This is a genomic window from Citrobacter sp. MGH106, from assembly GCF_001037495.1.
Lineage (GTDB): Bacteria > Pseudomonadota > Gammaproteobacteria > Enterobacterales > Enterobacteriaceae > Citrobacter > Citrobacter murliniae.
On the sequence record NZ_KQ089822.1, the window covers coordinates 576,588 to 602,938 of the forward strand.

Annotated in this window: 29 protein-coding genes; 18 read left to right on the forward strand and 11 right to left on the reverse strand. The window is 53.3% G+C overall.

Features of this window, described 5'->3' with window-relative positions:
• The first annotated feature begins 6 nt into the window (after positions 1–6).
• From SK36_RS02575 to SK36_RS02610, 8 genes are all read left to right on the forward strand, one after another.
• A complete protein-coding gene (locus SK36_RS02575) occupies positions 7–2,133 on the forward strand; it encodes a hybrid sensor histidine kinase/response regulator (protein WP_048220680.1) in 2,127 nt (708 codons plus the stop codon).
• Between the two features lie 22 nt (positions 2,134–2,155).
• Positions 2,156–2,518 (forward strand): response regulator, encoded by a 363-nt coding sequence (locus SK36_RS02580; RefSeq protein ID WP_045446737.1) that lies wholly within the window; start codon positions 2,156–2,158, stop codon positions 2,516–2,518.
• A 14-nt stretch (positions 2,519–2,532) separates the two neighbouring features.
• Complete coding sequence (locus SK36_RS02585; RefSeq protein WP_048220683.1) at positions 2,533–4,224, forward strand: diguanylate cyclase; 1,692 nt, start codon at positions 2,533–2,535, stop codon at positions 4,222–4,224.
• Positions 4,221–4,745 (forward strand): chemotaxis protein CheW, encoded by a 525-nt coding sequence (locus tag SK36_RS02590; RefSeq protein ID WP_045446731.1) that lies wholly within the window; start codon positions 4,221–4,223, stop codon positions 4,743–4,745. The genes SK36_RS02585 and SK36_RS02590 overlap by 4 nt, the downstream gene beginning before the upstream one ends.
• The gene (locus SK36_RS02595) at positions 4,729–5,088 is read left to right on the forward strand and encodes a hypothetical protein (RefSeq protein ID WP_048220684.1); all 360 of its coding nucleotides are present in this window, start codon (positions 4,729–4,731) and stop codon (positions 5,086–5,088) included. Before SK36_RS02590 ends, SK36_RS02595 begins: the two co-directional genes overlap by 17 nt.
• A gap of 291 nt (positions 5,089–5,379) precedes the next feature.
• Positions 5,380–6,099 carry a nucleoside recognition domain-containing protein gene (locus tag SK36_RS02600; protein WP_045446725.1) on the forward strand — a complete coding sequence of 240 codons (720 nt, stop codon included), beginning with the start codon at positions 5,380–5,382 and terminating at the stop codon, positions 6,097–6,099.
• Entirely contained in the window at positions 6,096–6,560 is a 465-nt protein-coding gene (locus SK36_RS02605; protein WP_045446722.1) for a YjiG family protein, read from the forward strand. Before SK36_RS02600 ends, SK36_RS02605 begins: the two co-directional genes overlap by 4 nt.
• A gap of 12 nt (positions 6,561–6,572) precedes the next feature.
• On the forward strand, positions 6,573–7,685 hold the full coding sequence (locus SK36_RS02610) for a M20 family metallopeptidase (RefSeq protein WP_048220685.1): 1,113 nt from the start codon (positions 6,573–6,575) through the stop codon (positions 7,683–7,685).
• 49 nt (positions 7,686–7,734) lie between these two features.
• Here SK36_RS02610 and sitD read toward each other — a convergent pair whose 3' ends face one another.
• From sitD to sitA, 4 genes are read right to left on the reverse strand one after another with little or no spacing between them, the layout of a single operon-like run.
• Complete coding sequence (sitD, locus tag SK36_RS02615) at positions 7,735–8,586, reverse strand: iron/manganese ABC transporter permease subunit SitD (RefSeq protein WP_045446715.1); 852 nt, start codon at positions 8,584–8,586, stop codon at positions 7,735–7,737.
• Complete coding sequence (gene sitC, locus SK36_RS02620; protein ID WP_045446713.1) at positions 8,577–9,440, reverse strand: iron/manganese ABC transporter permease subunit SitC; 864 nt, start codon at positions 9,438–9,440, stop codon at positions 8,577–8,579. The genes sitD and sitC overlap by 10 nt, the downstream gene beginning before the upstream one ends.
• A 2-nt stretch (positions 9,441–9,442) precedes the next feature.
• The gene (gene sitB, locus SK36_RS02625) at positions 9,443–10,258 is read right to left on the reverse strand and encodes an iron/manganese ABC transporter ATP-binding protein SitB (RefSeq protein ID WP_045446710.1); all 816 of its coding nucleotides are present in this window, start codon (positions 10,256–10,258) and stop codon (positions 9,443–9,445) included.
• On the reverse strand, positions 10,255–11,172 hold the full coding sequence (gene sitA, locus SK36_RS02630) for an iron/manganese ABC transporter substrate-binding protein SitA (RefSeq protein WP_045446707.1): 918 nt from the start codon (positions 11,170–11,172) through the stop codon (positions 10,255–10,257). The genes sitB and sitA overlap by 4 nt, the downstream gene beginning before the upstream one ends.
• 187 nt (positions 11,173–11,359) lie before the next feature.
• Here sitA and SK36_RS02635 point away from each other — a divergent pair, with 187 nt between their 5' ends.
• Positions 11,360–11,704 carry a nitrous oxide-stimulated promoter family protein gene (locus SK36_RS02635; RefSeq protein WP_048220686.1) on the forward strand — a complete coding sequence of 115 codons (345 nt, stop codon included), beginning with the start codon at positions 11,360–11,362 and terminating at the stop codon, positions 11,702–11,704.
• Between the two features lie 62 nt (positions 11,705–11,766).
• Here the strand turns inward: SK36_RS02635 and SK36_RS02640 are convergent, their stop codons facing one another.
• The 7 genes from SK36_RS02640 to hypA all read right to left on the reverse strand — a co-directional run bounded on the left by SK36_RS02640 (position 11,767) and on the right by hypA (position 18,213).
• Positions 11,767–12,195: a TOBE domain-containing protein gene (locus tag SK36_RS02640; protein ID WP_003037421.1), complete on the reverse strand. Its 429-nt coding sequence runs from the start codon at positions 12,193–12,195 to the stop codon at positions 11,767–11,769.
• 44 nt (positions 12,196–12,239) lie between these two features.
• A complete protein-coding gene (gene flhA / locus SK36_RS02645) occupies positions 12,240–14,318 on the reverse strand; it encodes a formate hydrogenlyase transcriptional activator FlhA (RefSeq protein WP_048220687.1) in 2,079 nt (692 codons plus the stop codon).
• A gap of 157 nt (positions 14,319–14,475) precedes the next feature.
• A complete protein-coding gene (hypE, locus tag SK36_RS02650) occupies positions 14,476–15,486 on the reverse strand; it encodes a hydrogenase maturation carbamoyl dehydratase HypE (protein ID WP_048220688.1) in 1,011 nt (336 codons plus the stop codon).
• Entirely contained in the window at positions 15,483–16,604 is a 1,122-nt protein-coding gene (hypD, locus tag SK36_RS02655; protein WP_045446696.1) for a hydrogenase formation protein HypD, read from the reverse strand. The genes hypE and hypD overlap by 4 nt, the downstream gene beginning before the upstream one ends.
• A complete protein-coding gene (hypC, locus tag SK36_RS02660) occupies positions 16,604–16,876 on the reverse strand; it encodes a hydrogenase 3 maturation protein HypC (RefSeq protein WP_045446692.1) in 273 nt (90 codons plus the stop codon). The genes hypD and hypC overlap by 1 nt, the downstream gene beginning before the upstream one ends.
• Positions 16,867–17,739 carry a hydrogenase nickel incorporation protein HypB gene (gene hypB, locus SK36_RS02665; protein ID WP_045446689.1) on the reverse strand — a complete coding sequence of 291 codons (873 nt, stop codon included), beginning with the start codon at positions 17,737–17,739 and terminating at the stop codon, positions 16,867–16,869. Before hypB ends, hypC begins: the two co-directional genes overlap by 10 nt.
• Positions 17,740–17,841: 102 nt before the next feature.
• Positions 17,842–18,213, reverse strand: coding sequence for a hydrogenase maturation nickel metallochaperone HypA (hypA, locus tag SK36_RS02670; protein WP_045446686.1), 372 nt, complete (start codon positions 18,211–18,213; stop codon positions 17,842–17,844).
• A gap of 198 nt (positions 18,214–18,411) precedes the next feature.
• On the opposite strand from hypA, the gene hycA reads away from it, so the two are divergent.
• From hycA to hycI, 9 genes are all read left to right on the forward strand, one after another.
• Positions 18,412–18,870, forward strand: coding sequence for a formate hydrogenlyase regulator HycA (gene hycA, locus SK36_RS02675; RefSeq protein WP_045446683.1), 459 nt, complete (start codon positions 18,412–18,414; stop codon positions 18,868–18,870).
• A 145-nt stretch (positions 18,871–19,015) separates the two neighbouring features.
• Positions 19,016–19,627: a formate hydrogenlyase subunit HycB gene (gene hycB, locus SK36_RS02680; RefSeq protein ID WP_045446680.1), complete on the forward strand. Its 612-nt coding sequence runs from the start codon at positions 19,016–19,018 to the stop codon at positions 19,625–19,627.
• On the forward strand, positions 19,624–21,450 hold the full coding sequence (hycC, locus tag SK36_RS02685; RefSeq protein WP_048220689.1) for a formate hydrogenlyase subunit 3: 1,827 nt from the start codon (positions 19,624–19,626) through the stop codon (positions 21,448–21,450). The genes hycB and hycC overlap by 4 nt, the downstream gene beginning before the upstream one ends.
• 2 nt (positions 21,451–21,452) lie before the next feature.
• The gene (locus SK36_RS02690) at positions 21,453–22,376 is read left to right on the forward strand and encodes a respiratory chain complex I subunit 1 family protein (protein WP_045446675.1); all 924 of its coding nucleotides are present in this window, start codon (positions 21,453–21,455) and stop codon (positions 22,374–22,376) included.
• 17 nt (positions 22,377–22,393) lie between these two features.
• Positions 22,394–24,103 (forward strand): formate hydrogenlyase subunit HycE, encoded by a 1,710-nt coding sequence (gene hycE, locus SK36_RS02695; RefSeq protein WP_045446672.1) that lies wholly within the window; start codon positions 22,394–22,396, stop codon positions 24,101–24,103.
• 9 nt (positions 24,104–24,112) lie between these two features.
• Positions 24,113–24,655 (forward strand): formate hydrogenlyase subunit HycF, encoded by a 543-nt coding sequence (hycF, locus tag SK36_RS02700; RefSeq protein ID WP_045446668.1) that lies wholly within the window; start codon positions 24,113–24,115, stop codon positions 24,653–24,655.
• Positions 24,655–25,422, forward strand: a complete 768-nt coding sequence (hycG, locus tag SK36_RS02705; protein ID WP_045446665.1) for a formate hydrogenlyase subunit HycG — start codon at positions 24,655–24,657, stop codon at positions 25,420–25,422. Before hycF ends, hycG begins: the two co-directional genes overlap by 1 nt.
• Complete coding sequence (locus tag SK36_RS02710; RefSeq protein ID WP_003037385.1) at positions 25,419–25,829, forward strand: formate hydrogenlyase maturation HycH family protein; 411 nt, start codon at positions 25,419–25,421, stop codon at positions 25,827–25,829. Before hycG ends, SK36_RS02710 begins: the two co-directional genes overlap by 4 nt.
• Positions 25,822–26,292, forward strand: a complete 471-nt coding sequence (gene hycI / locus SK36_RS02715; protein WP_048220690.1) for a hydrogenase maturation peptidase HycI — start codon at positions 25,822–25,824, stop codon at positions 26,290–26,292. The genes SK36_RS02710 and hycI overlap by 8 nt, the downstream gene beginning before the upstream one ends.
• Positions 26,293–26,351: the final 59 nt, after the last annotated feature.

Consider the following 26,351-nt stretch of genomic DNA (forward strand, 5'->3'; position numbering starts at 1 on the left):
ACGATTATGGCTATCGATCTGAAAAAATTCGTGCTGCGTTTTATTGATGAAGGGAGAGGTCATTTGCAGACGATCAGTGAGGGGGCATTTCTGCTCTCTGCTGATGAACATACCGATGCTTTAATCGGTGAGATGTTTCGGGCCGCGCATACCCTGAAGGGGGGCGCACGGATGTTGAAACTGCAGAGCATCGCAGATGTCACCCATCATCTTGAGGACGTTCTGAGCGAGCTGCGGGATAAAAAACTGACGCCTGACAGGGGGCTTGGCAACCTGATTCATGAGTCCGTGGAGTATCTTTCAAACCAACTGACCCAGCTCTTTGTCAGTGAGGGGGATAACCAACTGCCGCCAGCAGATTCGGGGTTGTGTGAACGACTTGCCTGTGCGAGTCGCGGAGAAAGTGTCTCGTTGGTGGTGGAAGCAAGCGGGCAATCAGAAAAAAATGCGGCTTCGACGGGCTCGATCGCTGTGGACGGCGGCATTAAACAAGCTGATTTTGTTCGTGTAAAACTGAATAAACTGGACAGTCTGATAGATATTCTGGGGGAAGTTGTCGCTGGCCATGACCGCCTCGAACAGCAGATACAAAACCTGAGTCAGCTTGTTCCGCGACTGTTAGGACTGAGCGCAGAGCAGCTTCGTCAGCAAATCCGCGATTTCAGTGCCCAGTTGAAGGAGAGCGTTCAGGTCCAGCATTTGCAAATGTTCGAACTGTACGACGTGGCGGCACGGATCCGTATGCTCCCGCTTTCAACCTTATTTGAGCCGATCTCCCTCCAGGTCAGTGAACTGGCCTCCACCCTGAACAAGCAGGTGGTTTGCCGCTTTGTCGGGGGAGAAGTGGAAATTGACCGTCAGCTAATTGACCGACTGTCAGAGTCACTGACGCATTTACTGCGTAATGCGGTCGATCACGGCATTGGGGAAATCGATGAGCGACTGGCGCTCGGTAAATCCACGCGCGGCACGATTACCATTACCACGCAGCAAGATGGCAGCGGAATATTATTGCGCGTGGAGGATGATGGTCGTGGTCTGAATTACCCGGCAATCAGCGCAAAAGCGGTGAGTAAAGGATTGGTGCCTGCCTCCATGGCCGGACAGCTCTCGGAACAGGAGTGTAACGAGCTTATTTTTCATCCCGGATTTTCTACCAGCCAGATTGTTTCTGAGCTTTCAGGTCGCGGTGTAGGTCTTGATGTCGTGCGTAAAACGGTGGTCACCGATCTGCAGGGGGATCTGCAGGTTTATAGCCGACAGGGGGTAGGAACGAGCTTCACTCTGCGTTTACCGGTCTCACTGACGATGATGCGCATCCTGCAATTTGAAGAGCAAGGCCATCTGTTCGGGTTGGCGGCTCAGTATGTGGTTGAGGTGGTGGAGTGTACTCCCGAGAGTATTAGCGATATTGCCGGACGCCCGGCCATTATTTTGCATAACGAGTTTATTCCGGTGGTCTGCGCAGGTGCTCTGCTGAGGATTCAGGAGCGCCAGGGGAGTTTGCCATCGACAGGGCAACGTTTAATCATCGTGCAGAACCAGTACAGCAAGATGGCGCTGCGGGTAGATAAGCTGCTCGATGAACGCAAGATGATGATCAAACCGTTACCAAAACATATGCAACAGCAGTCGCTGGTGTCCGGAATGGTTCAGACGCCGGATAACCAACTGGTCAGCATTCTGCAAGTCCCCGCTCTGATGGCGATGGCGCAACAATCGCGACAAACCAGCCCGGTCATTCAGCCAGTTAACGCCGTACAAAATGCATGGCATGTGCTGGTGGTCGATGACTCACTGAATACCCGAGAGATAGAGAAAAATGTGCTGGAAGCTCACGGTTATCAGGTCACGCTGGCGGAGGATGGGTTGTCCGGGTTGCAAAAAGCAAAGCTGACCCAGTTTGATGCCGTACTTACCGATGTTGAAATGCCGTTTATGGACGGTTTTACCTTCACGAAATCGTTGCGTGGGGAGAAGAACTACCAACATACACCGATCATTATCGTGACCTCCCGTGCGAAGGAAGAAGACCGTCGCCGGGGAATTCAGGTGGGGGCGGATGCTTACATCGCGAAAGGCGATTTTGAGCAGGACAGCCTGATAAAAACATTAAAAATGCTTTTGTGCTGATGGCGCAAAATCGAGAGAGAAGATGCGAATTTTATTAGTTGATGATGATCTCTTTGCGGCTGAACTGGCGTCTGTTTTCCTGGAAATGGACGGCTACGATGTGGTGATTGTGGAAAGTGCAATCTCCGCCTTAGCGTGTCTTGATTCAGAAAAAAATATCGATCTGGTCATTAGCGATCTGCATATGCCTGAAATTAGCGGACTGGATCTGCTGGCGCTTCTGCGCGCTCAGGATTGGCCTAAACCCTTCATTTTGCTGAGTGCAAATGAAGTCACTGGAAGTGACGTACCGTATGACCGTTGGGTGAAGAAAGATGAAAACCTGGCGGAAAATCTGGGCGCTGCGGTTAATGCGTTGCTGCAGCCTGCTGCTGTTACTGAATAAGCCATAACCTTACGATGAAACAAGATAATAAGCACATTGCCATGGCGGCTGCACAGGAAAAGATATCGCGTCTGCGGCAGGGGTTTTTGCGCCGTATCCCCGACATGCTGGCTCAAGCGGAAAGGTTATTGATTCAACTGGTCGAAGTACCCAGTGAAGGTTGTCGGAAACAGTTGCACATTCTACTACACAGTATCCATGGTTCGGCTGGCTCGTTTGGTTTTACCCCTCTGGCGAATGCCTCTGCTGAAGGTGAGCGTTTACTTGCAGATCCGGTGCTGGAGCAAAGCAAACTGCATTCCGACGAGCTACGTCGAATAATCAGGTGGCTGTATACCCTGACGCAAGAGCAACTCAATCTTGAACATCGTATCAGCGATACGGATTTCAAATTACCGATCGCCTCATCACGCACAAATGAAGGATTCGTCCGTCGGACCAGCAAACCGATCTATCTGTGTGATGATGATGTCGACCAGGTTGAACTGCTTGCTACTCAGTTGCGCTGTTTTGGTTTTACCTGCCATGTTTTCGCCAACACAGATGATTTTACTCAGGCCGTGCTGTCGCAGCCGCCTTCGGTGGTGATCATGGATGTCAGTTTTCCGGATAACGCCTACGGTGGTCCGCTGACCATGTCAGATCTGAAGAATAAGGTTGGAACGTCTTTTCCGGTACTGTTCCTCTCGTGCCATAGCGACTTTAAGGCGCGGATTAACGCCATTAAATCAGGTTGTGACGGCTATTATGTCAAACCGGCTTCCATTACTGACTTAGTGCAGGAGCTTCATCGTTTGACCCAGCCGTCGCTGAAAAAGCCCTATCAGGTGTTGCTGATTGATGATGAGCCAGCGGTCGCGGAATACAATGCGGAAATGCTGCGTATGGCGGGAATGGAAGTGCATGTTCTGGAGAAACCCCAGTATTTACTGCATGTTCTGAATTCCCATCCTGTCGACCTTGTCCTGATGGACTACCATATGCCCGAGTTTAGCGGTGAGGAACTGACTAAGCTGATCCGCCAAATACCGCAGCATATTGGTCTGCCGATTGCCTATCTCTCCAGCGAGACCAACAAGACGGCGCAGCTTGGCGCAATGCGCATCGGTGCGGAGGATTTTATTCTCAAGCAGGCAGATCCTCAGGAGCTCATTCACGCGGTATCTATCCGGGCGGAAAGAATGCGCGCCTTGCGCGCCCGCATGTCGCAGGACAGCCTGAGCGGTTTATATAACCACTCGACGACAACCCATTTTCTTAAAAGCGCTATCGCTGAAGCAAACTACAGCGGTAAACCGTTCTGTCTGGTGATGGTCGATCTGGATCGCTTTAAAAGCATTAACGATACCTACGGTCATGTAGTCGGCGATCAGGTCATTGTGGGGATCTCGCAACTGTTTTCCCATCGCCTGCGCAGCACAGATATTGTGGGCCGCTATGGCGGAGAGGAGTTCGCCATCATTATGCCTAATACTAAAAGCGAAACCGCCGCGCTGGTGGTGGAGCGATTACGCAAGGATTACGAGCAGGTTGTTTTCTCCGTCAATGACACCCGTTTTCACAGTACCTTTAGCGCAGGTATTGCGCAGTGGCAATTTGGCGATCGTATTGAAGTACTCCGTGAACGTTCCGATCAGGCGCTGTATGCCGCGAAGCAAAAGGGTCGCAATACCTACTGTATTGCAGAAGAAAAGGAGAGAGTATGAGCCAACAACTGGAGCAAATTCTCGCGCTGAATCATGGTGAAAAACCTGAGTGCGAAAGTGTTGATGAGCCGCAGCGTACGCTGGTGTTATTTCAACTGGCAGAGAATAATTTTGCGTTCTATGGCGCTCAGATCAAAGAGATCCTCGCGGAACGTCCTATCTCCTGGGTACCGTGCTGTGCGCCAATGCTGGAAGGGGTGATCAACTATCGCGGGCGGGTCGAGTCGGTGATGAGGCTGGATAGTCTCATTGATAAACCCGTAGCTAACCCGGCGGGAAAACGTACGATCCTGATCGGCTGCGGTGAGAAAATGCAAAGTGGCATCCTGATCGATAAGCTGATTGATGTTCTTGAAGTGGCAGAAAGTCAGATTCATCAGCCAGGTGATTCTCTTCCTCCGGTGCTACAAACCATCGCGGCAGGGGTGGTCAACGTGGCAGAAACCTGGTTCACCCTGCTCGATCTGGATCTGGTCTTTGACCGCTATCAGGAGACCAGCGGCTATGAAGTCTCTCATTAATCTGGATGCGGTGCGCGTGACGCTGGGCGTGCAGGATTTTTACATTCCGGCAAACCAGGTAAAGCGCTGTGCGCGGGTAGAGCAAGTTTTGCCGGAGATCCCGCGTTTTAGCCAGTGGCTTGGTATTGCAGATGAACCGCAAGAGGGAAGCCATTTACATCTGTTTGTCCCGGATAGTGGTGTTGAGTGCGGGTGGTACTTATGGGGGCAACTGGAAAACGTAATGCTATCCAGTGATACGATATTTGCGGTTCCCCCACTTCTGGCTCGCGGTTGTCGCCTGCCTGCTCTTTGTGCATTGGTAGGCAGCGAAACGTTTAGCCCATTGTTAAGCTGGCGCTGATCTTATATATGGTTGCAAGAACGTTTTCATGTGCATGATTTATTTTACCTGTAAATCATTTTGTTTTTTATTTTTAAAGTCGCTCACTTTCCTGGCGTCTTATTTACCGTTCATTACATAAATAATGATTAGTTTAAATGTCTACATGATGACTTTATTTCGGTCGTAATATCAGGTACGTCACATTTTTAAATTTTTCAGGGTGGTCAGCGCTTTCGGGATGATTTAAATCACTTTATTTATTCTTTATTTACTCAAAATGGTTTGGTGACTCTCTACGATAACAAGGAAATGGATATGAGTTTACCTTCCCAGGATAATAAGGTTGGGCCGGGGGCTTATTTTGCCCTGGCATTCGCCGCCGTATTTTTCTCCGGATTACTCGGGGGAAAAGAGTGGTACGGCGTATTTGATTTCACCACCCTGAATGGTGCTTTTGGCAAAGTAGTTAGTAAAGCGAGCCTTGACGGCGATACGCTGACAACGGCGACCAGCGCGTTTCGCGGTACCGGTGGTCACGGGGCGATGGATGGTTTCCTCTTCGCGTTAGGGTTGATTCCCGCGGTTATGTTTGCGTTGGGAATGATTAACGTGCTGGAGCACTACGGTGCCCTGCGTGCGGCGCGTCGTTTGTTAACGCCTTTGCTGCGTCCGCTGATGGGAATCCCGGGGAATACCGGCCTTGCGCTCATCGGCAGTTTGCAGAGTACAGACGTCGGCGCATCTCTGACGCGTAACCTGGCTGATGAGGGCGAAATCACTGAAAATGAGAAAGATATCTTTGCCATGTTCCAGTTTTCCGCTGGGGCTATGATCACCAATTTCTTCTCCTCAGGTGCAATCTTGTTCACCCTGATGGCGGTTGACGGCACACCGGCGGTGCCTGCATCCATTGGTGCATGCGTTGCTGTGATGTTCATTATGAAAATTGTTGGCGCCAACGTGATGCGCCTGATTCTGACCTTTACCAATAAAAAAGCCGAATCAACTGTACCGGGAGAAGCATCATGAGCGCACCAACCTCTAATCCAGTTATTACCGATGTCTTTGTAGAAGGTGCCCGTAAAGGCTGGAACATTGCGACAACCAGCACTCTGCCAAACGTAGTCATGGCTTTTGTTATCATCAAAGCGCTGGAGATTACCGGTGCGCTGAAAGGGCTGGGCATGATATTTGCCCCACTAATGGGGCTGTTTGGTTTGCCTGGCGAAGCTGCCGCAGTACTCATTGGCGGTTGGATGTCGATGGGTGGGGGTATCGGCGTGGCGATTGGCCTGTTCGACAAAGGCATCCTGACGGGAGAGCACCTGGCTATCCTCGCTCCGGCAATTTATCTGATGGGCTCTCAAGTGCAGTATCTTGGCCGCATTCTAGGGGTTATTGGCACCAGTGCGAAACGTATTCCCCTGATGATTGTTATCTCCGTTCTGAACGCTTTTTTAGCGATGCTGCTGATGCGCGTTATTCTCTGATAAGGAATTACCATGGATTTGGAAAAGTATATTGATGAACTGCAAACGCTGGTCAACGTGGATTGCGGTACGCAGACGTTAGATGGCGTTGCCAGGGTGGCTGAGGTGATGCGCGAACTCTGGCAGCAGGAAGGCTGGTACACGGAACAGGTCGATTTAGGCAGTGCGGTAGGTCCGGCGTTGCTGGCGACCAATAAACCCGCAGCGACACATTACGATGTGCTGCTGATTGGACATCTGGACACAGTATTTCCACAGGGGACGGTGGCTGAACGCCCGATGAGCCGTGATGCCAGTCGTCTGTACGGACCGGGTGTCTCCGATATGAAAAGTGGCTTACTGAATATTGTCTGGGCAATGCGTACATTGCCAGCGGAGCATCTGGATCGCTTATCTATCGCAGTGGCAATGAACCCGGATGAAGAGACCGGTAGTGTTCACTCCAGCCAGTGGATTGGGGAACTGGCGAAGCAATCACGCTACGTACTGGTATGTGAGGCTGCCCGGGCTGACGGCTCGCTGGTAAAAGCGCGAAAAGGCGTGGGCGGGTATCAGCTGACGTTTGACGGTGTTGCTGCACATGCTGGTAATGAGCCGGAAAAAGGGCGGTCCGCTATTACCGCATTTGCCAATAGCGTACTGGCGATTAACGCGTTAACCGACGTGGCGCGCGGCACCACACTTAATGTCGGCGTGGTGCAGGGCGGAAGTGCGGCGAACGTGGTAGCGGCAAAGCTGCACGCGGAAGTGGATGTACGGTTCTGGGAAAACGAGGAATATGAACGTGTTCATCACGCGCTGGAGTCGCTCTGCCAGCAAGGTTTCCTGGATGGTGTGACCACCACGCTCACCCGTGTAAGCCATAAACCTGCAATGGCGGCGAGCGAAGAGACTCAACGGCTGATGGCGCTGGTCGAGCGCGCGGGTCTGGAAGAGGGGATTACGGTGACATGGCAGGCTGTGGGAGGAGGAAGCGACGCAAACCATACGGCAGCGTTAGGTATTCCTACGCTGGACGGATTGGGGCCGATCGGCGCAGGCTTCCACAGTTCGGATGAATGGCTGGATATTGCCTCAATCGAACCACGGATTCGTTTATTAAAACGCATCATTACCATGTTGTAATCATCAATTAATATAGCCTCGCGTGCGAGGCTATATTATTTAGTATCTCTTATATATCATATTGCTGACGTCGCCGTTCTAAACGGCGATCGCGTAGCGTTGAATAAATAAAAGTGATAACAAATAGCAAGGAAAATAAGACAACAATCGTTGGCGCGGGTGCACTGTCGATGAAAAATGACAGGTACACTCCCATAAACGAGGTCACAAGTGACATGACGACAGCCAGTAACAACGCATGGGAAAACTTTCGCGTAATTAATATCGTAATAGCGCCGGGGGCAATTAAGAGTGAGATCGACAAAATAATGCCTACCGATTTTAGCGTGGCCACAATGGTCAGGGCGATCATACATAGCAGACCGTAGTGCAATAGCGTGGTGTTCAGCCCGCTGGCTTTTGCCTGATGCGGATCAAACGCATGCAGCAGAAGATCTTTCCACTTTAACCCGATGATAAGCGCGATCCCCAGCGCAATTGCTGCCGTCTGCGCGATATCGCCATGTGATACGCCCAGCATGTCACCGAACAAAATATGATCCAGATGGATTTCAGACTGGATCGAAACATACAACACCAGCCCCGCGCCAAACATCCCAGAGAAGACAATGCCCATCAGGGTGTCGCGCTTGATACGACTGTTATCATCGAGATACCCGGTAGCCACCGCACAGAACAGCCCGGCGACAAACGCACCAATCGCCAGAGGAATGCCCGCAATGTAGGCCAGTACTATCCCCGGAAACACGGCATGACTCATGGCGTCGCCCATCAGCGCCCAGCCTTTAAGCACCAAAAACACCGACAGCAACGCGCAGGGTACGGCGACAACAGTGGAGATGGTCAGTGCATTGACCATAAAGCTGAACTGAAAGGGTTCCAGCAACGTGGTTAAGAGCATGTGGACTCCTTGTTCACCTGACGGGCGCGGCGGCGATTCGCTAACAGACCGTGCTTAGGAGCGAAGACAAATGCCAGCAGGAACAACAGCGTTTGCAGGACGACAATAATCCCGCCGGTCGCACCGTCCAGCCAGTAACTTAGCCAGGCGCCAAAAAAGCTGGTCAGGCTGCCGATGGCTACGGCGATGGTCAGCAGGCGGGGAAAGCGATCGGTTAATAACCACGCGGTAGCGCCAGGCGTTACTACCAGGCAAATAACCAAAAATGCGCCAACGGTTTGTAGCGCTGCAACTGTGGAAACCGAGAGCAGTGTGAAGAACAGTAGCTTCAGACGGCCCGGATTCAGACCAATCGAGCGCGCGTGATTTTCATCGAAAAACACCACCATCAGATCTTTCCACTTCAGCAGCAAAATGGTCAGCGAGATCACACCAATAATCGCCAGTTGCAGAATATCTTCCGGGGCAATCGCCAGTACGTTACCGAGAATAATGGTTTGAATGTTTACTGACATCGGGTTAAGCGACACCATAAACAGCCCGATACCGAAGAAAGAAGAAAAAATCAGTCCAATGATCGCATCTTCTTTCAGGCGCGAACGCTGGTTAAGAAACAGCATACTGCCCGCAGCCAGCCCCCCGGAAAGAAATGCGCCGAGCGCGAAAGGAAGCCCTAACATCCAGGCACCGGCAACGCCCGGCACGATGGAGTGCGACAGCGCATCACCAATTAACGACCAGCCTTTGAGCATCAAATAGCATGAGAGGAACGCACACAGCCCGCCGACCATCGCGGAGACCCACATGGCGTTGAGCATGTACTGGTAGCCAAACGGTTCTGTCAGCCAGTTCATGATTATTCCCCCTCGTTAACCGTGCGTCGCGAAATAAATGGGCGCTCATCGTCGGTAATAACATGCTGCTCACCGCCGCTTAGCGCGACATGGCGCAAGACGCCGCTGAAGGCCAGCTCGAGATTCTCCGCGGTAAATGTTGTTTCGGTCGGACCGCTCGCCAGTACGGTGCCTTTAATCATCACGGTGTAATCACAAAACTCGGTGACTGAACCCAGATTATGAGTGGAGACCAGCATGGTTCGCCCCTCATCGCGCAGTTCGCGCAGCAGGTCGATGATGCGGGCCTCGGTTTTTACGTCTACGCCTGTGAAGGGTTCATCCAGTAAAATGACCTGTCCGTCCTGGGCGATAGCCCTTGCCAGAAAGACACGTTTTTTTTGTCCACCGGAGAGTTCGCCGATCTGACGGTGGCGGTATTCCAGCATGTCGACCCGCGCCAGCGCCGCATCGACGCATTCATAGTCACGTGCCTTTGGCCGACGCAGCCAGCCCATATGACCATAGCGCCCCATCATCACTACATCTTCCACCAGCACCGGAAATGACCAGTCCACCTCTTCCGATTGCGGAACATAAGAAATCAGATTCTGCTTCAGCGCTTTGCTGACTGGCTGTTGCAGGATGGATATGTCTCCCTGCGCCAGGCGGACAAAACCCATAAGTGCTTTAAAGAGCGTTGATTTTCCTGAACCATTCACCCCCACCAGGGCGGCAATAGAGCCGCCGGGGATCTGAAAAGTGGCATCCCGCAGAGCGGTGTGACCGTTGCGATACGTCACCGTAACCTGATTCACGGTAATCGCAGATTGACTCATTTTTGGCTCCTCAGACCGTCGTTGATACCGCTGACGATGGTTTCGGTCGTGACGCGCAGCAGATCCAGGTAGGTTGGTACCGGCCCGTCGGCTGCACTCAGGGAATCGACGTACAATACACCGCCGTAATGTGCGCCGGACTCACGTGCCACCTGACGCGCAGGTTTGTCAGAAACCGTGCTTTCACTGAATACTGTTGGGATCTGATGTTCTCTTATCGCGTCGATCACTTTGCGCACCTGTTTCGGCGTGCCCTGCTGATCGGCATTGATTGGCCACAGATACAGCTCTTTCAGATCGTTATCGCGGGCCAGATAGGAGAAGGCGCCTTCACTGGTGACCAGCCAGCGTTTATCGGCAGGGATTTTGGCCAGCGCCGCGCGCAGGGGATCGAGAGTCTGACGAATTTTCGTTTTATAGCTCTCGGCGTTTTTCTGGTAGGTGGCGGCATTGTCCGGATCGTACTTGCTCAATGCATCGCGAATATTATCTACGTAGATAAGCGCGTTCTCTGCCGACATCCAGGCATGTGGATTCGGTTTTCCGTTATAGGGGCCTTCGCTGATGCCCATCGGTTTTACTCCGTCTGAGACCATTACTTCAGGTACGCCGGATAAGTTTTGGTAGAAACGGGCAAACCACAGTTCCAGGTTAAGGCCGTTGGAGAGAATAAGCTGCGCGCCCTGCGCCCGTTTAATATCCCCTGGAGTGGGCTGGTATTCATGAATTTCTGCGCCGGGTTTAGTTATTGAGCTGACCTCCGCCGCGTCACCCGCCACGTTGCTCGCCATATCGGCAATAACTGTAAAGGTGGTAATCACCTTAAACTTCTCTTTTGCCCAGGCCGGCGAAAGTGTAAGTGCCGTAAGAACGCTGGCAAGGAGAAACGACTTCAGACGGGGCAGGTGCGGCATAGTATCCCTCACAAGAAAGTGGTTAATTTATCATCGAATATAGCCTTTGCTATGTTATATAGCACATGGCATAGATAAATGAAAATAATTCTTATTTGCGTAGGGTGCTAAGGATGTATCACCTTCAGGTAATAGTCCTGTGTATGGTTAAGGTATATTATATATGCACCTTAAATACGGAGGCATTATGTCCGGCAAGCGTATTGCACGTGAAAAAATGACGATCCAGAAAATGATCTCGCTGTACGAGAGCCAGTGTCCACAGGCTTCGAACGAACAGGGGCATTACGATGCGCTGTTTGCCTATGCGCAAAAGCGGCTGGATAAGTGCGTCTTTGGTGAGGAAAAACCGGCTTGCAAACAGTGTCCGGTGCACTGTTATCAACCCGCAAAGCGTGAAGAGATGAAGCAAATCATGCGCTGGGCTGGACCAAGAATGCTCTGGCGTCATCCGATCCTGACAGTGCGCCACCTGATTGACGATAAACGCCCGGTCCCGGAATTACCCGAAAAATACCAGCGGAAGAAATAGATTTTTTGCCGGATAGCGGCGGCGATACTGGCCCGACAGGCAAAGCTCCGTCGGGCAATAAATTACGCTTTGGTGGCAATCAGAATTGCTGAGGCCTTGATCAGCGCAATGACACGACTTCCCTGGCTTAGCTTCATCTCTTGCTGACTTTCGTTAGTCACGACGGCAACTATGTCAAAACCAGCGTCAGTTTTGATATGTACCGTGGCGTTGACTGCGCCTTCGGTTACCTGTGAAACGCTACCGGCAAACTGGTTGCGGGCGGAGAATTTCAGGCCGCAGTCTTCTGTCGCCAGCGTGACCCAAGGGGCTTTGATCAGGGCAATTGCTTCTTTTCCTTTCGCCAGCCCCAGCGCCTGCTGGCTGCTATGAGTCACAATAGCGACCAGCTTTGCGCCGCCTGCCAGCGTCAGTTCAACTTCATCATTCACGGCGCCAGTTGCAACTGCACTTACTGTACCGGTTAATTGATTACGTGCTGATACCGCCATACTGCCTCCTTTCGTTGAGTTATCACCCAGTATAGCCACAATGGCTAAACCAACGCATCCTTATCAATGCCTAAACGCTTCATACGTGAGAGCAAGGTGGTGCGTTTCAGACCCAGCCGTTGCGCAGCTCCCTTAGGACCGGCTACGACGCCGTTAGTCTCTTTCAGTACGCGCATAATCAGCTGATATTCATCTTCTCCATCCTGCGCAACTTCTGTCGCCACTGGCGGTGTGGAAGGGGGCAGCGCAGTGACATCTGGCAGGGACAGTTGCAGTACATTGCCCCGGGTCAGCAGAACCGCGCGTTCGACCACGTTTTCCAGTTCACGCACGTTGCCCGGCCACTCCATGTTGCTCAGAGTGCGCAGCGCCTCAGCGGGGATACTGTCAATATTGCGCCCCATCCGACGGGCAATTTTAAAGGTGAAGGCCTTGACCAGCAGCGGAATATCTTCCGGACGCTCGCGCAGTGGGGGGAGATGGATCGGGAAGACATTCAGTCGATAGTACAGATCGTTACGGAACTCGCGATCGGCCACCATTTTTTTCAGATCGCGGTTGGTGGCGGCGATCAGGCGGACATCGGTCTGGATCAGCTTATTACTGCCCAGGCGTTCAAACTCCTGCTCCTGGAGGACGCGCAGCAGTTTCGGCTGTAGCTCCAGCGGCATGTCGCCGACTTCGTCGAGGAATAACGAGCTTTTGTCTGCCAGTTCGAAGCGACCAATGCGCTGTGTGCTGGCTCCGGTAAACGCACCGCGTTCATGACCAAACAGATCGCTTTCCAGCAACCCGGCAGGCATTGCCGCGCAGTTCATCTTCACCATCCGGCGGGCATTGCGTCCACTCAGATTATGAATCGCTCTGGCGATCAACTCTTTGCCCGTACCTGTCTCACCCAGAATCAGAACAGTGCTGTCGCTTTGCGCCACCATCTCGACCTGCTTGAGTACGCTGTACATTGCTTCACTGCGGCCAATGATTTCACCAAACTCGCTGTCCACATTGTTGAGCTGTTCGGTCAGTGCCAGGTTCTCATCGACCAGACGTTCTTTCAGGCGGTGGATTTCCTGATAGGCGAGAGCGTTATCAACAGCAATCGCCACGCGCTCGGCAATCTGGCGTAACAGTTTGAGGTTTGCGGTCGTGAAGACTTTCTCTTCACACTGCGCCAGCTTGAGGACGCCAAGCATCGTATTGCCTGACATGAGTGGTAGCAGGCACAGGGTTTGTATCTGGTTGCCCCAGGTCTCGAACAGCATGCGTTCATAAGGTGCAAGGGCATCGCGTTCGTTCAGGTTAATCAGCAGCATCTCTTTGCTTTTGAATACCCGTTCAGAGAGCGTACCTGCTTCATCCACTTCACTCTGTTCGTGCGCCGGATGGTGTTCATCCAGATAGTGAGTGGAGTATATGCTCAGCTTATTTTTGCGATCGCTGCGCAGTACGATGCTGATGTCATCGATATTGAAGTAATGGTGGATTTCTTTGGCGACTTCGCTGACCAGCTCATCAATATCCAGACGGGAGAGCACCGCATTGGTGATGGCGACAAGGATACGGAAGTTGTCACGCTCGCGACACAAGAGGTCGTAATCGACATTATTGCTGACCCGGCTCTGAATTTGCTCGGCGACGACGCCGACTATCTGGGTGAAGGTCTGCAGGCGGTTGTACTCTTTTTCACTCCACGGACGGTCTTCGTTGCGGATAAATTCACAACCGCCAAAGATCCGTCCATCAGCCGCCAGCGGCAGCAGGCAGTAATGTCCAAATTCTGAGTACAGCGCACCGGATGCTAACTGCGGCCAGGTTTCTGTGAACTCATGGTAGTTACAGTGCAGCGCATCGGGACGAGACAGAATGCGGCGCACCGGTCCGTGAGCCAGCACCGTTTCGTCTTCATAATCGATGGGTTTACCATTTTCACGTGTCGCGAAATAACGCGCACGCTGCGTCTGCGCCTGCCATAACACAATAGCCGCGCAATCGGCCAGCGCCGAACGCTTGACCAACTGCGAAAGCGCCTCACTGAGAGACTGAAGATCGGGCTGCTGTAATAATGTACGAGTGATATCGAACAGGCCTTGCTGTCCGAGGTCGCTCATCGGTGTATACGACATATTGCTTTTCCAGGAAGCACCGTAGCGCGGTGCAAAAACGGTAAATGAATTATAGGTATAAGTTGTAAATTATTGCCGGGTGGCGGTTTCACCTTATCCGGTCTACGGGTAATTCATTGACTGTAGGCCCGGTAAGCGTAGCGTACCGGGCAATATATCAGCATATCCGCGGCAGCGGCTCTGCGTGTGGTAAATCAAGAGTTCGTTTCACGCCGTAAAGTCCGGCAAGGCGAACGCCTTTACGTTCGACCACTTCGCCAATCAGCGCTGCATCGCACCCTAACGGATGTGCGCGCAGTGCGGCGAGTACGGCTTCAGCGGCCTGACGTTCAACGGCAATGACCAGTTTTCCTTCGTTGGCAAAATTGAGCGCATCCAGACCCAGAAGTTCACAGACACCACGCACCGCGGGCTTCACAGGCAGGGCTGCTTCAGATAACTCAATGCCATAGCCACATGACGCGGCGAACTCATGCGTCACTGCATTCACGCCGCCACGGGTGGCATCGCGCAGCGCCTTCACGCCAGGAATGTCGCGTAGCGTCTGGATCAGCGGTGTTAACACTGCGCAGTCGCTGATCAGTTCACCGTCCAGTCCCAGTTGCTCACGCAGGTTAAGGATGGTTGCACCGTGATCGCCAAGCGTACCGCTAACCAGCAGCACATCGCCCACGCCCAGAGTCTGTGCGCCCCAGTGAATATTGGCGGGGATCGCGCCCATTCCGGCGGTGTTAATGAACAGTTTGTCCGCTGCGCCACGCTGTACAACCTTAGTGTCGCCGGTCACGATAGCAATTCCCGCTTCGCGAGCTGTTGCTGCCATGCTGTTGACGACGCTTTTCAGCGTTTCCATCGGCAGGCCCTCTTCGAGGATAAAACCGCAGGAGAGGTAGCGAGGGATAGCGCCACTGACCGCAACGTCGTTGGCTGTGCCGCAGATTGCCAGCTTGCCAATATTACCGCCGGGGAAAAACAGCGGATCGATAACGTAGCTGTCGGTCGAAAACGCCAGACGATCGCCTTCGGCGACCAGTTGCGCCAGGTCCAGTCGGGCCTGATCTTCCTGTTCTGCCAGCCACGGATTAGCAAAAGCTTCCATAAACAGACTGTTGATCAACTGCTGCATAGCCTGACCGCCGCTACCGTGGGCGAGTTGTACGCTGTTCATGCTTCACACTCCTGCTGACGATACTGATACCAGGCGGCACATGCGCCTTCGGAGGAGACCATTAAGGCGCCAAATGCGGTCTCCGGGTTACAGGTTTTACCAAACAATGGGCACTGATGCGGCTTACATCTGCCGGTCAGTACTTCTCCGCAGCGCGCGCGCGGATCGTCATACACCTGCTGCGGCGCTGGTTTGAAATGCGCTTCTGCATCAAAACGCTGATACTCAGGCGTCAGGTGAACGCCGGAGGATTCGATAACGCCCAGACCGCGCCATTCACTGTCGCCATTGACGCAGAACACGTCGGCAATCGCCTGTTGCGCCAGTGTGTTACCGGCATCCGGCACTACGCGGCGATACTGGTTCTCCACCTGGCTGTGGGCCGCTATTTTCTGCTCGATTAGCATCACGACGCCTTGCAGTAGATCAAGCGGTTCGAAACCAGCGACCACCAGCGGGCGATGAAAATCAGAGGCGATAAAATTATAGGCATCGGTGCCTATAACCATACTGACATGGCCTGGTGCCAAAAATGCGTCGATACCGTTGTCCGGTTGTTCCAACAGGCTACGCAGCGTTGGGATAAGCGTGATGTGCTGGCAGAAAAAGTAAAAATTCTGCACATCGCGTTGTTTTGCCTGCTGGAGAGTGATGGCGGTCGTCGGCATGGTGGTTTCAAAACCCAGACCAAAGAACACGACCTTACGGGTTGGATTTTCCTGCGCCAGCTTCAGCGCATCCATCGGAGAATAGACAATGCGGATATCCGCGCCGCGTGCTTTGGCTTGCAGCAGTGAACCCTGTTTACCTGGCACGCGCATGGCGTCGCCGAAGGTACAAAAAATCACTTCCGGATGGCTGGCAATTTCCACACAACTGTCAATTCTGCCCATCGGCAGAACGCAAACCGGGCAGCCTGGACCGTGAATAAACTCCACGTTTTCGGGCAGCAACTGGTCAAGGCCGAATTTGAAGATTGCGTGGGTGTGGCCTCCACAAACTTCCATAATGCGCAGTGGGCGTTCAGCGGTGTAGGGGAGGTGAGCGGCACGTTCACACAGGTGGTCTATCAACTGCATCACCTGTTCCGGTGCCCGATATTCGTCAACAAAACGCATTATTTCTCCTCGCCATACAGTAACGCGCCGACATCCGGCTCAACGTCAAACATATTTTGCAGCGCCTCGAGTGTGTCGCGCGCTTCGGCTTCGTTAATGATGCTCATGGCAAAACCTACGTGGACCAGTACCCACTGGCCCAGACGCGGTTGACCATTTTCATCACAGCTACCGACCAGCGTCAGGTCGACGTCGCGCTGAATACCGCAAACATCGACCTTAGCCTGGTTACCATCAATGGTGCGGATTTGACCCGGAACACCTATGCACATCGCTGATTCTCCAGCCACGACAGCCATTGATCCATCCCTTCGCCGCTGGTGGCGGAAATCAGGATTATCTCAATTTCCGGGTTCACTTCCCGGGCGCTGGCGATGCACTTTTCAACATCAAAATTGAGATACGGCAGCAGATCCACTTTGTTGAGCAGCATCAGCGATGCAGCAGCAAACATATGGGGATATTTCAGCGGCTTGTCTTCGCCTTCGGTGACGGAAAGCACCGCCACTTTATGACGTTCGCCGAGGTCGAAGCTTGCCGGGCAAACCAGGTTACCGACGTTTTCGATAAACAAAATACCGTTATCGGCTAAAGGCAGGCGTGGTGCTGCATCGGCAATCATTTGCGCATCAAGGTGGCAGCCTTTACCCGTATTAACCTGGATTGCTGGTGTTCCGGTGGCGCGAATACGCGCTGCATCGTTGACCGTCTGCTGGTCGCCTTCAATGACCGCGCACGGCACGCTGTCTTTCAGCTTCATCAGTGTTTCGGTCAGCAGCGTCGTTTTACCGGAACCTGGACTTGATACGAGATTGAGTACCAGATGCTGGCGGGCAGCGAAGCGGGCGCGATTGCGCTCGGCCAGACGGTTGTTTTTGTCCAGCACGTCAATTTCCACTTCCAGCATACGGCGCTGGCTCATGCCTGGAGCATGGGTACCTGCTTCGCCGTGACCGTAATGTAAATCGCCTTCTGCGGTCTGGCTCGGCGTGAAACTGGAGGTCTTCACACCGGTAATGTTTAGCGCCGGACGAGCCGCCGGAGCAAATGGCGCGCTGCGAAACGCTGAGTGGGGGTTATGTTCATCACCCTCTATATAAAGGTTGCCTTCCGCGCAACCACATGTCGTACACATCGCTCACTCCTGATCTTTTCACTTTCGGTAAATCTGTTGCCGGACAGCATCTCGCCTTTTCCGACCTACAAACGTGCTCTTTCTGTAGACTGGATAAGAGGCTTAAGCGTCGCCATCCGGCGCTGGAGTCTGGTCTATTTCTATTCGTCGAATCTGTAACCCGTCATCGGCCACAATTCTCAGCATGTCGCTATTGCATTGTGGACAGCGACGAACGCGTTGTGTCAGTAACGTGACGTATTGCTGACAGGACTCGCACCAACATTCGGCTTCTTGTTCTTCGAGGTGGAGTTTACAACCTTCTGCAAGGGTGCCACGGCATACCAGATCAAAACAAAAGGCGAGAGCGCTGGTTTCTACGCAAGAAAATGCGCCAATTTTGAGCCAGACCCCAGTTACCCGGTGAGCACCGTGCTGTGCGGCCTGTTGTTCAATCAATTCCAGTGCCCGTTGGCAGAGGGTTATTTCGTGCATATCGCCTCCCATGTTGTTGTCGTTTCAAAAGCAATAAACATGCCAGGTTGAATTTTTCCTCTCGTGACAATGACGACGATGACGAAATGACATGTCGTCATGCATGCTTGTTTTTGTATCTTAATGAAAATAAAGAGTTTTAATGTTGGCATGAAATATGCTTAAGGCAGTTAGTCTCTGCTAAACGGGTAACCTGACATGACTATTTGGGAAATAAGCGAAAAAGCCGATTACATCGCTGAACGGCACCGTCGCCTACAGGACCAGTGGCGTATTTACTGCAACTCGCTGGTACAGGGGATCACCCTGTCGAAAGCGCGTTTGCATCATGCAATGAGCTGTGCGCCGGACAAAGATCTGTGCTTTGTCCTTTTTGAACACTTCACTATCTACGTCACGCTGGCGGACGGCTTTAACAGCCATACCATCGAGTACTACGTTGAAACCAAAGACGGTGATGATAAGCAACTGATTGCACAGGCACAGTTGACCATTGACGGCAAAGTTGATGACCGCATTAGCAACCGCGATCGCGAGCAGGTGCTGGAGCACTATCTCGAAAAAATCGCCAGAGTCTACGACAGCCTGTACACCGCGGTTGAAAACAATATGCCGGTAAATTTAAGCCAACTGGTAGAAGGACATAACCCGGCATAAGCCTCGGGTGATGCTCGCTTGAGTCGTGATGAGATTTTTACGCTGTATCACGACATTTTAGGGAATGGACATGTCGAAAAATGTCGAAAATGACATTTGATAAACATGTTTTCGTCAAAAATGACTATCACCTGAGGAATGCCTGGTGAATCGTTTTGTAATTGCTGACTCCACTCTTTGTATTGGCTGCCACACCTGTGAAGCCGCCTGCTCAGAGACGCATCGCCAGCATGGCCTGCAGTCAATGCCGCGCCTGAAAGTGATGCTAAATGAAAAAGAATCTGCACCGCAGCTTTGCCACCATTGTGAAGATGCACCTTGTGCCACCGTTTGCCCGGTCAATGCGATTAACCGTGTCGACGGCGCCGTACAGCTAAATGAAAGCCTGTGCGTAAGCTGCAAATTGTGTGGGATCGCCTGTCCGTTTGGCGCCATTGAGTTTTCCGGCAGTCGTCCACTGCACATCCCGGCGAACGCGAATACCTCAAAAGCCCCTCCGGCTCCACCTGCACCGGCTCGCGTCAGCACGCTGCTGGACTGGGTTCCAGGTATTCGTGCCATTGCGGTGAAATGCGACCTGTGTAGCTTTGATGAACAAGGTCCGGCTTGTGTACGTATGTGCCCGACGAAAGCCCTGCACCTGGTGAGCAATACAGATATCGCTCGCGCCAGCAAACGTAAGCGTGAGCTGACTTTTAATACCGATTTCGGCGATCTCACCTTGTTTCAGCAGGCTCAGAGTGGGGATGCAAAATGAGCGCAATTTCACTGATTAACAGCGGCGTGGCCTGGTTTACGGCTGCGGCGGTTCTGGCATTTCTGTTTTCATTTCATAAAGCGCTAAGCGGCTGGATTGCCGGTGTTGGTGGAGCAGTCGGCAGCCTGTGTACGGCGGCAGCGGGTTTCACCGTGCTGACCAATGCGCTGGCGGTCAGCAGCGTGATACCGTTTATCGGTCACAGCATGCAAATAACTCCACTGAACGCAATCTGGCTTATCACACTGGGTCTGTGCGGCCTGTTTGTCAGCCTGTACAACATCGACTGGCATCGTCATCCACAGGTTAAAGCCAACGGTTTGTTGGTGAATCTGCTGATGGCTGCGGCCGTGTGTGCAGTGGTTGCCAGCAACCTCGGTACGCTGGTGGTGATGGCTGAAATCATGGCGTTGTGTGCGGTGTTCCTGACCAGTTGCAGTAAAGAGGGCAAACTGTGGTTTGCTCTGGGCCGAATCGGTACGCTGCTGCTGGCGGTCGCTTGCTATCTGGTATGGCAACGCTACGGCACGCTCGAACTGCGTCTGCTCGACCTTCGCACCCAGGAATTGCCGCTCGGCTCTGACATCTGGCTGCTGGGCGTTGCCGGTTTTGGTTTGCTGGCCGGGATTATCCCGCTGCACGGTTGGGTGCCACAGGCACATGCCAACGCCAGCGCACCTGCTGCGGCGCTGTTCTCTACCGTGGTAATGAAGGTTGGCCTGTTGGGCATTCTGTCCCTGTCGCTGCTGGGCGGTAATGCACCGCTGTGGTGGGGCATTACCCTGTTGGTACTGGGGATGATCACCGCATTTGTTGGCGGTCTGTATGCGTTGATGGAGCACAACATTCAACGTCTGCTGGCGTACCACACGCTGGAAAACATCGGCATTATTCTGCTGGGGCTGGGTGCCGGCGTGACCGGCATTTCCCTTAATCAACCGGCGCTGATTGCACTTGGTCTGACCGGCGGTTTGTATCATCTGGTGAACCACAGTCTGTTCAAAAGCGTCCTGTTCCTGGGGGCTGGCAGCATCTGGTTCCGTACTGGTCATCGTGATATCGAAAAACTGGGCGGTATCGGTAAGCGCATGCCGGTGATTTCCCTGGCGATGCTGGTTGGTCTGATGGCGATGGCCGCGCTGCCGCCACTGAACGGGTTTGCCGGTGAATGGGTCATCTATCAATCCTTCTTCAAGCTGGGTAACAGCGGAGCGTTTATCGGCCGTCTGTTAGGTCCGTTGCTGGCGGTCGGGCTGGCGATTACCGGCGCGCTGGCTGTGATGTGTATGGCGAAAGTCTATGGCGTAACGTTCCTTGGCGCACCGCGTACGAAGGAAGCTGAAAACGCCTGTTGCGCACCGATCCTGATGGGGGTGAGCGTGGTTGCGCTGGCAGTCTGCTGTGTGATTGGCGGCGTTGCCGCACCATGGTTGCTGCCACTTATCTCTTCAGCTGTGCCACTGCCGCTGGAAACCGCGAACACGACCGTTTCCCAACCAATGATCACCCTGTTGCTGATTGCCTGTCCGCTGCTGCCGTTCATTATCATGGCGATTTTCAAAGGCAACCGTCTGCCGTCGCGTTCGCGCGGTTCCGCCTGGGTATGTGGTTACGATCATGAGCAGTCAATGGTGATCACCGCGCATGGCTTTGCTATGCCGGTTAAAGAAGCCTTTGCTCCGGTACTGAAACTGCGTAAATGGCTTAACCCGGTGTCACTGGTTCCGGGCTGGCAGAATGCGGCTGCACCGGTTCTGTTCCGTCGCCTGGCATTGATTGAGCTGGCGGTGCTGGTGGTGATTGTGGTTTCACGAGGAGCCTGAGAATGAGTGTTTTATATCCGTTAATTCAGGCGCTGGTGCTGTTTGCCGTTGCGCCGCTGCTGTCCGGCATTACCCGCGTGGCGCGTGCACGTTTGCACAATCGCCGTGGTCCGGGTGTTTTGCAGGAGTACCGTGACATTATCAAACTGCTGGGGCGTCAGAGCATTGCGCCTGCGGATTCCAGTTGGGTCTTTCGCCTGACACCATTTGTGATGGTCGGCGTCATGCTGACTATCGCTACCGCATTGCCGGTAGTGACGGTAGGTTCTCCGCTGCCGCAACTGGGTGATTTGATCACGTTAATTTACCTGTTCGCCATCGCCCGTTTCTTCTTCTCTATTGCGGGGCTGGATACCGGTAGCCCGTTCACCGCGATCGGCGCCAGCCGTGAAGCGATGCTCGGCGTACTGGTTGAGCCGATTCTGCTGCTGGGTTTGTGGGTCGCAGCGCAGGTTGCCGGTTCAACCCATATAAGCAATATCGCTGACACCGTTTATCACTGGCCTGCGGCGCGCAGCATCCCGCTGATCCTGGCGCTATGCGCCTGTGCTTTCGCCACCTTTATCGAAATGGGCAAACTGCCGTTCGACCTGGCAGAAGCCGAGCAGGAGCTACAGGAAGGTCCGCTGACTGAATACAGCGGCAGCGGTTTTGCGGTGCTGAAATGGGGTATCAGCCTCAAACAACTGGTCGTTTTGCAAATGTTTGTCGGCGTGTTCCTGCCGTGGGGACAGATGGAAACCTTTACTGCGGGTGGACTGCTGCTGGCACTGGTGATAGCCGTCGTAAAGCTGATCCTCGGCGTGCTGGTCATCGCCCTGTTTGAAAACAGCATGGCGCGTCTGCGTTTTTGCGCCACTTCACGCGTGACCTGGGCCGGTTTTGGGTTTGCGTTTTTAGCGTTCGTCTCCTTGCTGGTGGCGTGATTTAAGAGAGTTTGAGCATGTCTGAAGAAAAATTAGGTCAACAATACCTTGCTGCACTGCACCAGGCTTTCCCTGGCGTCGTACTGGACGAAGCCTGGCAGACCAAAGATCAGCTGACCATCACCGTGAAGGTAAACTACCTGCCGGAAGTGGTGGAGTTCCTTTATTACAAACAGGGCGGATGGTTGTCCGTGTTGTTTGGTAACGACGAACGCCAGCTGTGCGGCCATTACGCGGTGTATTATGTCTTGTCGATGGAGCAGGGCACTAAATGCTGGATAACCGTTCGCGTAGAAGTTGACGCCAATAAACTGGAATTCCCGTCTGTCACGCCACGCGTACCGGCTGCCGTCTGGGGCGAACGTGAAGTGCGTGACATGTACGGTTTGATCCCGGTGGGGCTGCCGGACGAACGTCGTCTTGTGCTACCGGATGACTGGCCGGACGAACTCTATCCGCTGCGTAAAGACAGCATGGATTACCGTCAACGTCCGGCGCCGACTACCGATGCTGAAACCTATGAGTTCATCAACGAACTGGGCGACAAGAAAAATAATGTAGTGCCTATTGGCCCGCTGCACGTGACCTCCGATGAACCGGGTCACTTCCGTCTGTTCGTTGACGGCGAAAACATTATCGACGCCGACTACCGCTTGTTCTATGTCCACCGTGGCATGGAAAAACTGGCAGAAACCCGCATGGGTTATAACGAAGTGACTTTCCTGTCGGATCGCGTGTGCGGCATCTGTGGTTTTGCCCACAGCACCGCGTACACCACCTCCGTTGAGAATGCGATGGGTATCGTAGTACCGGAGCGTGCGCAGATGATCCGCGCTATTCTGCTGGAAGTTGAGCGTCTGCACTCTCACCTGCTGAACCTGGGGCTGGCGTGCCACTTCACCGGTTTCGACTCCGGCTTTATGCAGTTCTTCCGCGTACGTGAAACGTCAATGAAAATGGCAGAGATCCTCACCGGTGCGCGTAAAACTTACGGTCTGAACCTGATCGGAGGGATCCGTCGCGACCTGCTGAAAGAGGACATGATCCAGACTCGTCAACTGGCGCAACAGATGCGTCGTGACGTGCAGGAACTGGTTGATATGCTGTTGAGTACGCCGAACATGGAACAGCGTACCGTCGGGATTGGCCGTCTGGATCCGGAAATTGCCCGTGACTTCAGTAACGTTGGCCCGATGGTTCGCGCCAGCGGTCACGCGCGTGATACCCGCGCAGATCACCCGTTTGTGGGTTACGGTCTGCTGCCGATGGAAGTTCACAGCGAGCAGGGCTGTGACGTCATTTCTCGTCTGAAAGTCCGCATCAATGAAGTCTATACCGCGCTGAATATGATCGACTTTGGTCTGGATAACCTGCCTGGCGGGCCGCTGATGGTGGAAGGTTTTACCTATATTCCACACCGTTTCGCGCTGGGCTTTGCGGAAGCGCCGCGTGGGGATGATATCCACTGGAGCATGACCGGCGACAACCAGAAACTGTACCGCTGGCGTTGCCGTGCGGCCACCTACGCTAACTGGCCGACGCTGCGTTATATGCTGCGTGGTAACACGGTTTCCGACGCCCCGCTGATTATCGGTAGCCTCGATCCTTGCTACTCCTGTACTGACCGTATGACCGTGGTTGATGTGCGTAAGAAGAAAAGCAAAGTCGTGCCGTACAAAGAACTTGAGCGCTACAGCATCGAGCGTAAAAACTCGCCGCTGAAATAAGGAATCGCCATGTTTACCTTTATCAAAAAAGTCATCAAAACCGGTGCACCGACGTCGTCGTATCCGCTGGAGCCGATCGCGGTCGATAAAAACTTCCGTGGTAAGCCGGAGCATAATCCGCAGCAGTGTATTGGCTGCGCAGCCTGTGTGAATGCGTGCCCGTCAAACGCGCTGACGGTTGAAACCGATCTGGTCACCAATGAACTGGCCTGGCAATTCAACCTTGGTCGCTGCATCTTCTGTGGCCGTTGTGAAGAAGTCTGCCCGACGGCGGCGATCAAACTGTCTCAGGAATATGAGCTGGCGGTGTGGAAGAAAGAAGATTTCCTGCAGCAGTCTCGCTTTGCGCTGTGCAATTGCCGCGTATGTAACCGTCCTTTTGCGGTGCAAAAAGAGATTGATTACGCCATTGCACTGCTGAAGCATAACGGTGATAGCCGTGCGGAAAATCACCGTGAAAGCTTTGAGACCTGCCCGGACTGTAAACGCCAGAAATGCCTGGTGCCGTCTGACCGTATTGAACTGACTCGCCATATGAAAGAGGCCAGCTGATGAGCAATTTATTAGGCCCACGTGATGCCAACGGTATTCCGGTACCGATGACGGTAGATGAATCTATTGCCAGCATGAAAGCGTCGCTGCTGAAAAGCATCAAGCGTTCTGCTTACGTCTATCGTGTTGACTGCGGTGGCTGCAACGGTTGCGAAATCGAAATTTTTGCTACCTTGTCCCCGCTGTTTGATGCCGAACGTTTCGGTATCAAAGTTGTTCCGTCACCGCGCCATGCGGATATCCTGTTGTTTACCGGCGCGGTAACCCGCGCGATGCGCTCTCCGGCGCTGCGTGCCTGGCAATCAGCGCCAGATCCGAAAATCTGTATCTCCTACGGAGCCTGCGGTAACAGTGGTGGCATCTTCCACGACTTATACTGCGTATGGGGCGGCACCGACAAAATCGTACCAGTGGATGTTTACATCCCTGGTTGTCCGCCGACGCCTGCGGCGACGCTGTACGGCTTTGCGATGGCGCTGGGCCTGCTGGAGCAGAAAATTCACGCGCGTGCACCGGGTGAACTGGACGAACAACCAGCTGAAATTCTGCACCCGGATATGATACAGCCTCTGCGTGTGAAGGTGGATCGTGAAGCGCGTCGTCTGGCGGGTTATCGCTATGGTCGCCAGATTGCCGATGATTATATGACGCAGTTAGGGCAGGGCGAAAATCAGGTGGCGCGCTGGCTGGAAGCGGAAAACGATCCGCGTCTGACCGAGATCGTTACTCATCTTAACCATGTAGTTGAAGAGGCGCGTATCCGATGAGTGAAACGGTGGTGTTCAGTCAACTGAGCCGTAAGTTTATTGATGAGAACGATGCGACGCCCGCCGAGGCGCAGCAGGTTGTCTATTACAGCCTGGCGATTGGCCATCACTTAGGCATCATCGATTGCCTGGAAGCGGCGTTAACCTGTCCGTGGGATGAGTATCTGGCGTGGATTGCGACGCTTGCCGAAGGAAGCGAAGCCCGCCGCAAAATGGAAGGCGTGCCGAAGTACGGCGAGATCGTCATCGATTTTAACCATGTACAGATGCTGGCGCGTGCGTTTGATGACGCGCGCGCCGTACAAACTCCACAGCAGCAGGAATGGAGCAAGCTCATGCTCAGTATGCTCCATGATATTCATCAGGAAAGCGCCATCTATCTGATGGTGAGGAGACACCGTGACTGACGTTTTATTGTGTGTCGGTAATAGCATGATGGGGGATGATGGCGCGGGTCCGCTGCTGGCGGAAATGTGTGCTGCGGAACCTAAAGGTAGCTGGGTGGTTATCGACGGTGGCAGTGCCCCGGAGAATGATATTGTGGCAATCCGCGAGCTGCGCCCGGCGCGTTTGCTGATTGTCGATGCTACCGATATGGGGCTGAATCCTGGTGAAATCCGCATTATCGATCCTGATGATATTGCCGAGATGTTCATGATGACCACGCACAACATGCCGCTGAACTACCTGGTTGATCAACTGAAAGAGGATGTCGGCGAGGTGATTTTCCTCGGTATTCAGCCGGACATCGTTGGCTTTTATTACCCGATGACGCAGCCGATCAAAGAGGCGGTTGAAACCGTCTATCAACGATTAGCCGGGTGGGAAGGCCATGGTGGATTTTCGGAGTTAGAAGCACCTGAAGAGTAAACCGTATCAGTGCCGGATGTTTGCCGCATCCGGCCTGTTTATCTCGCCTGCGCCGGTTG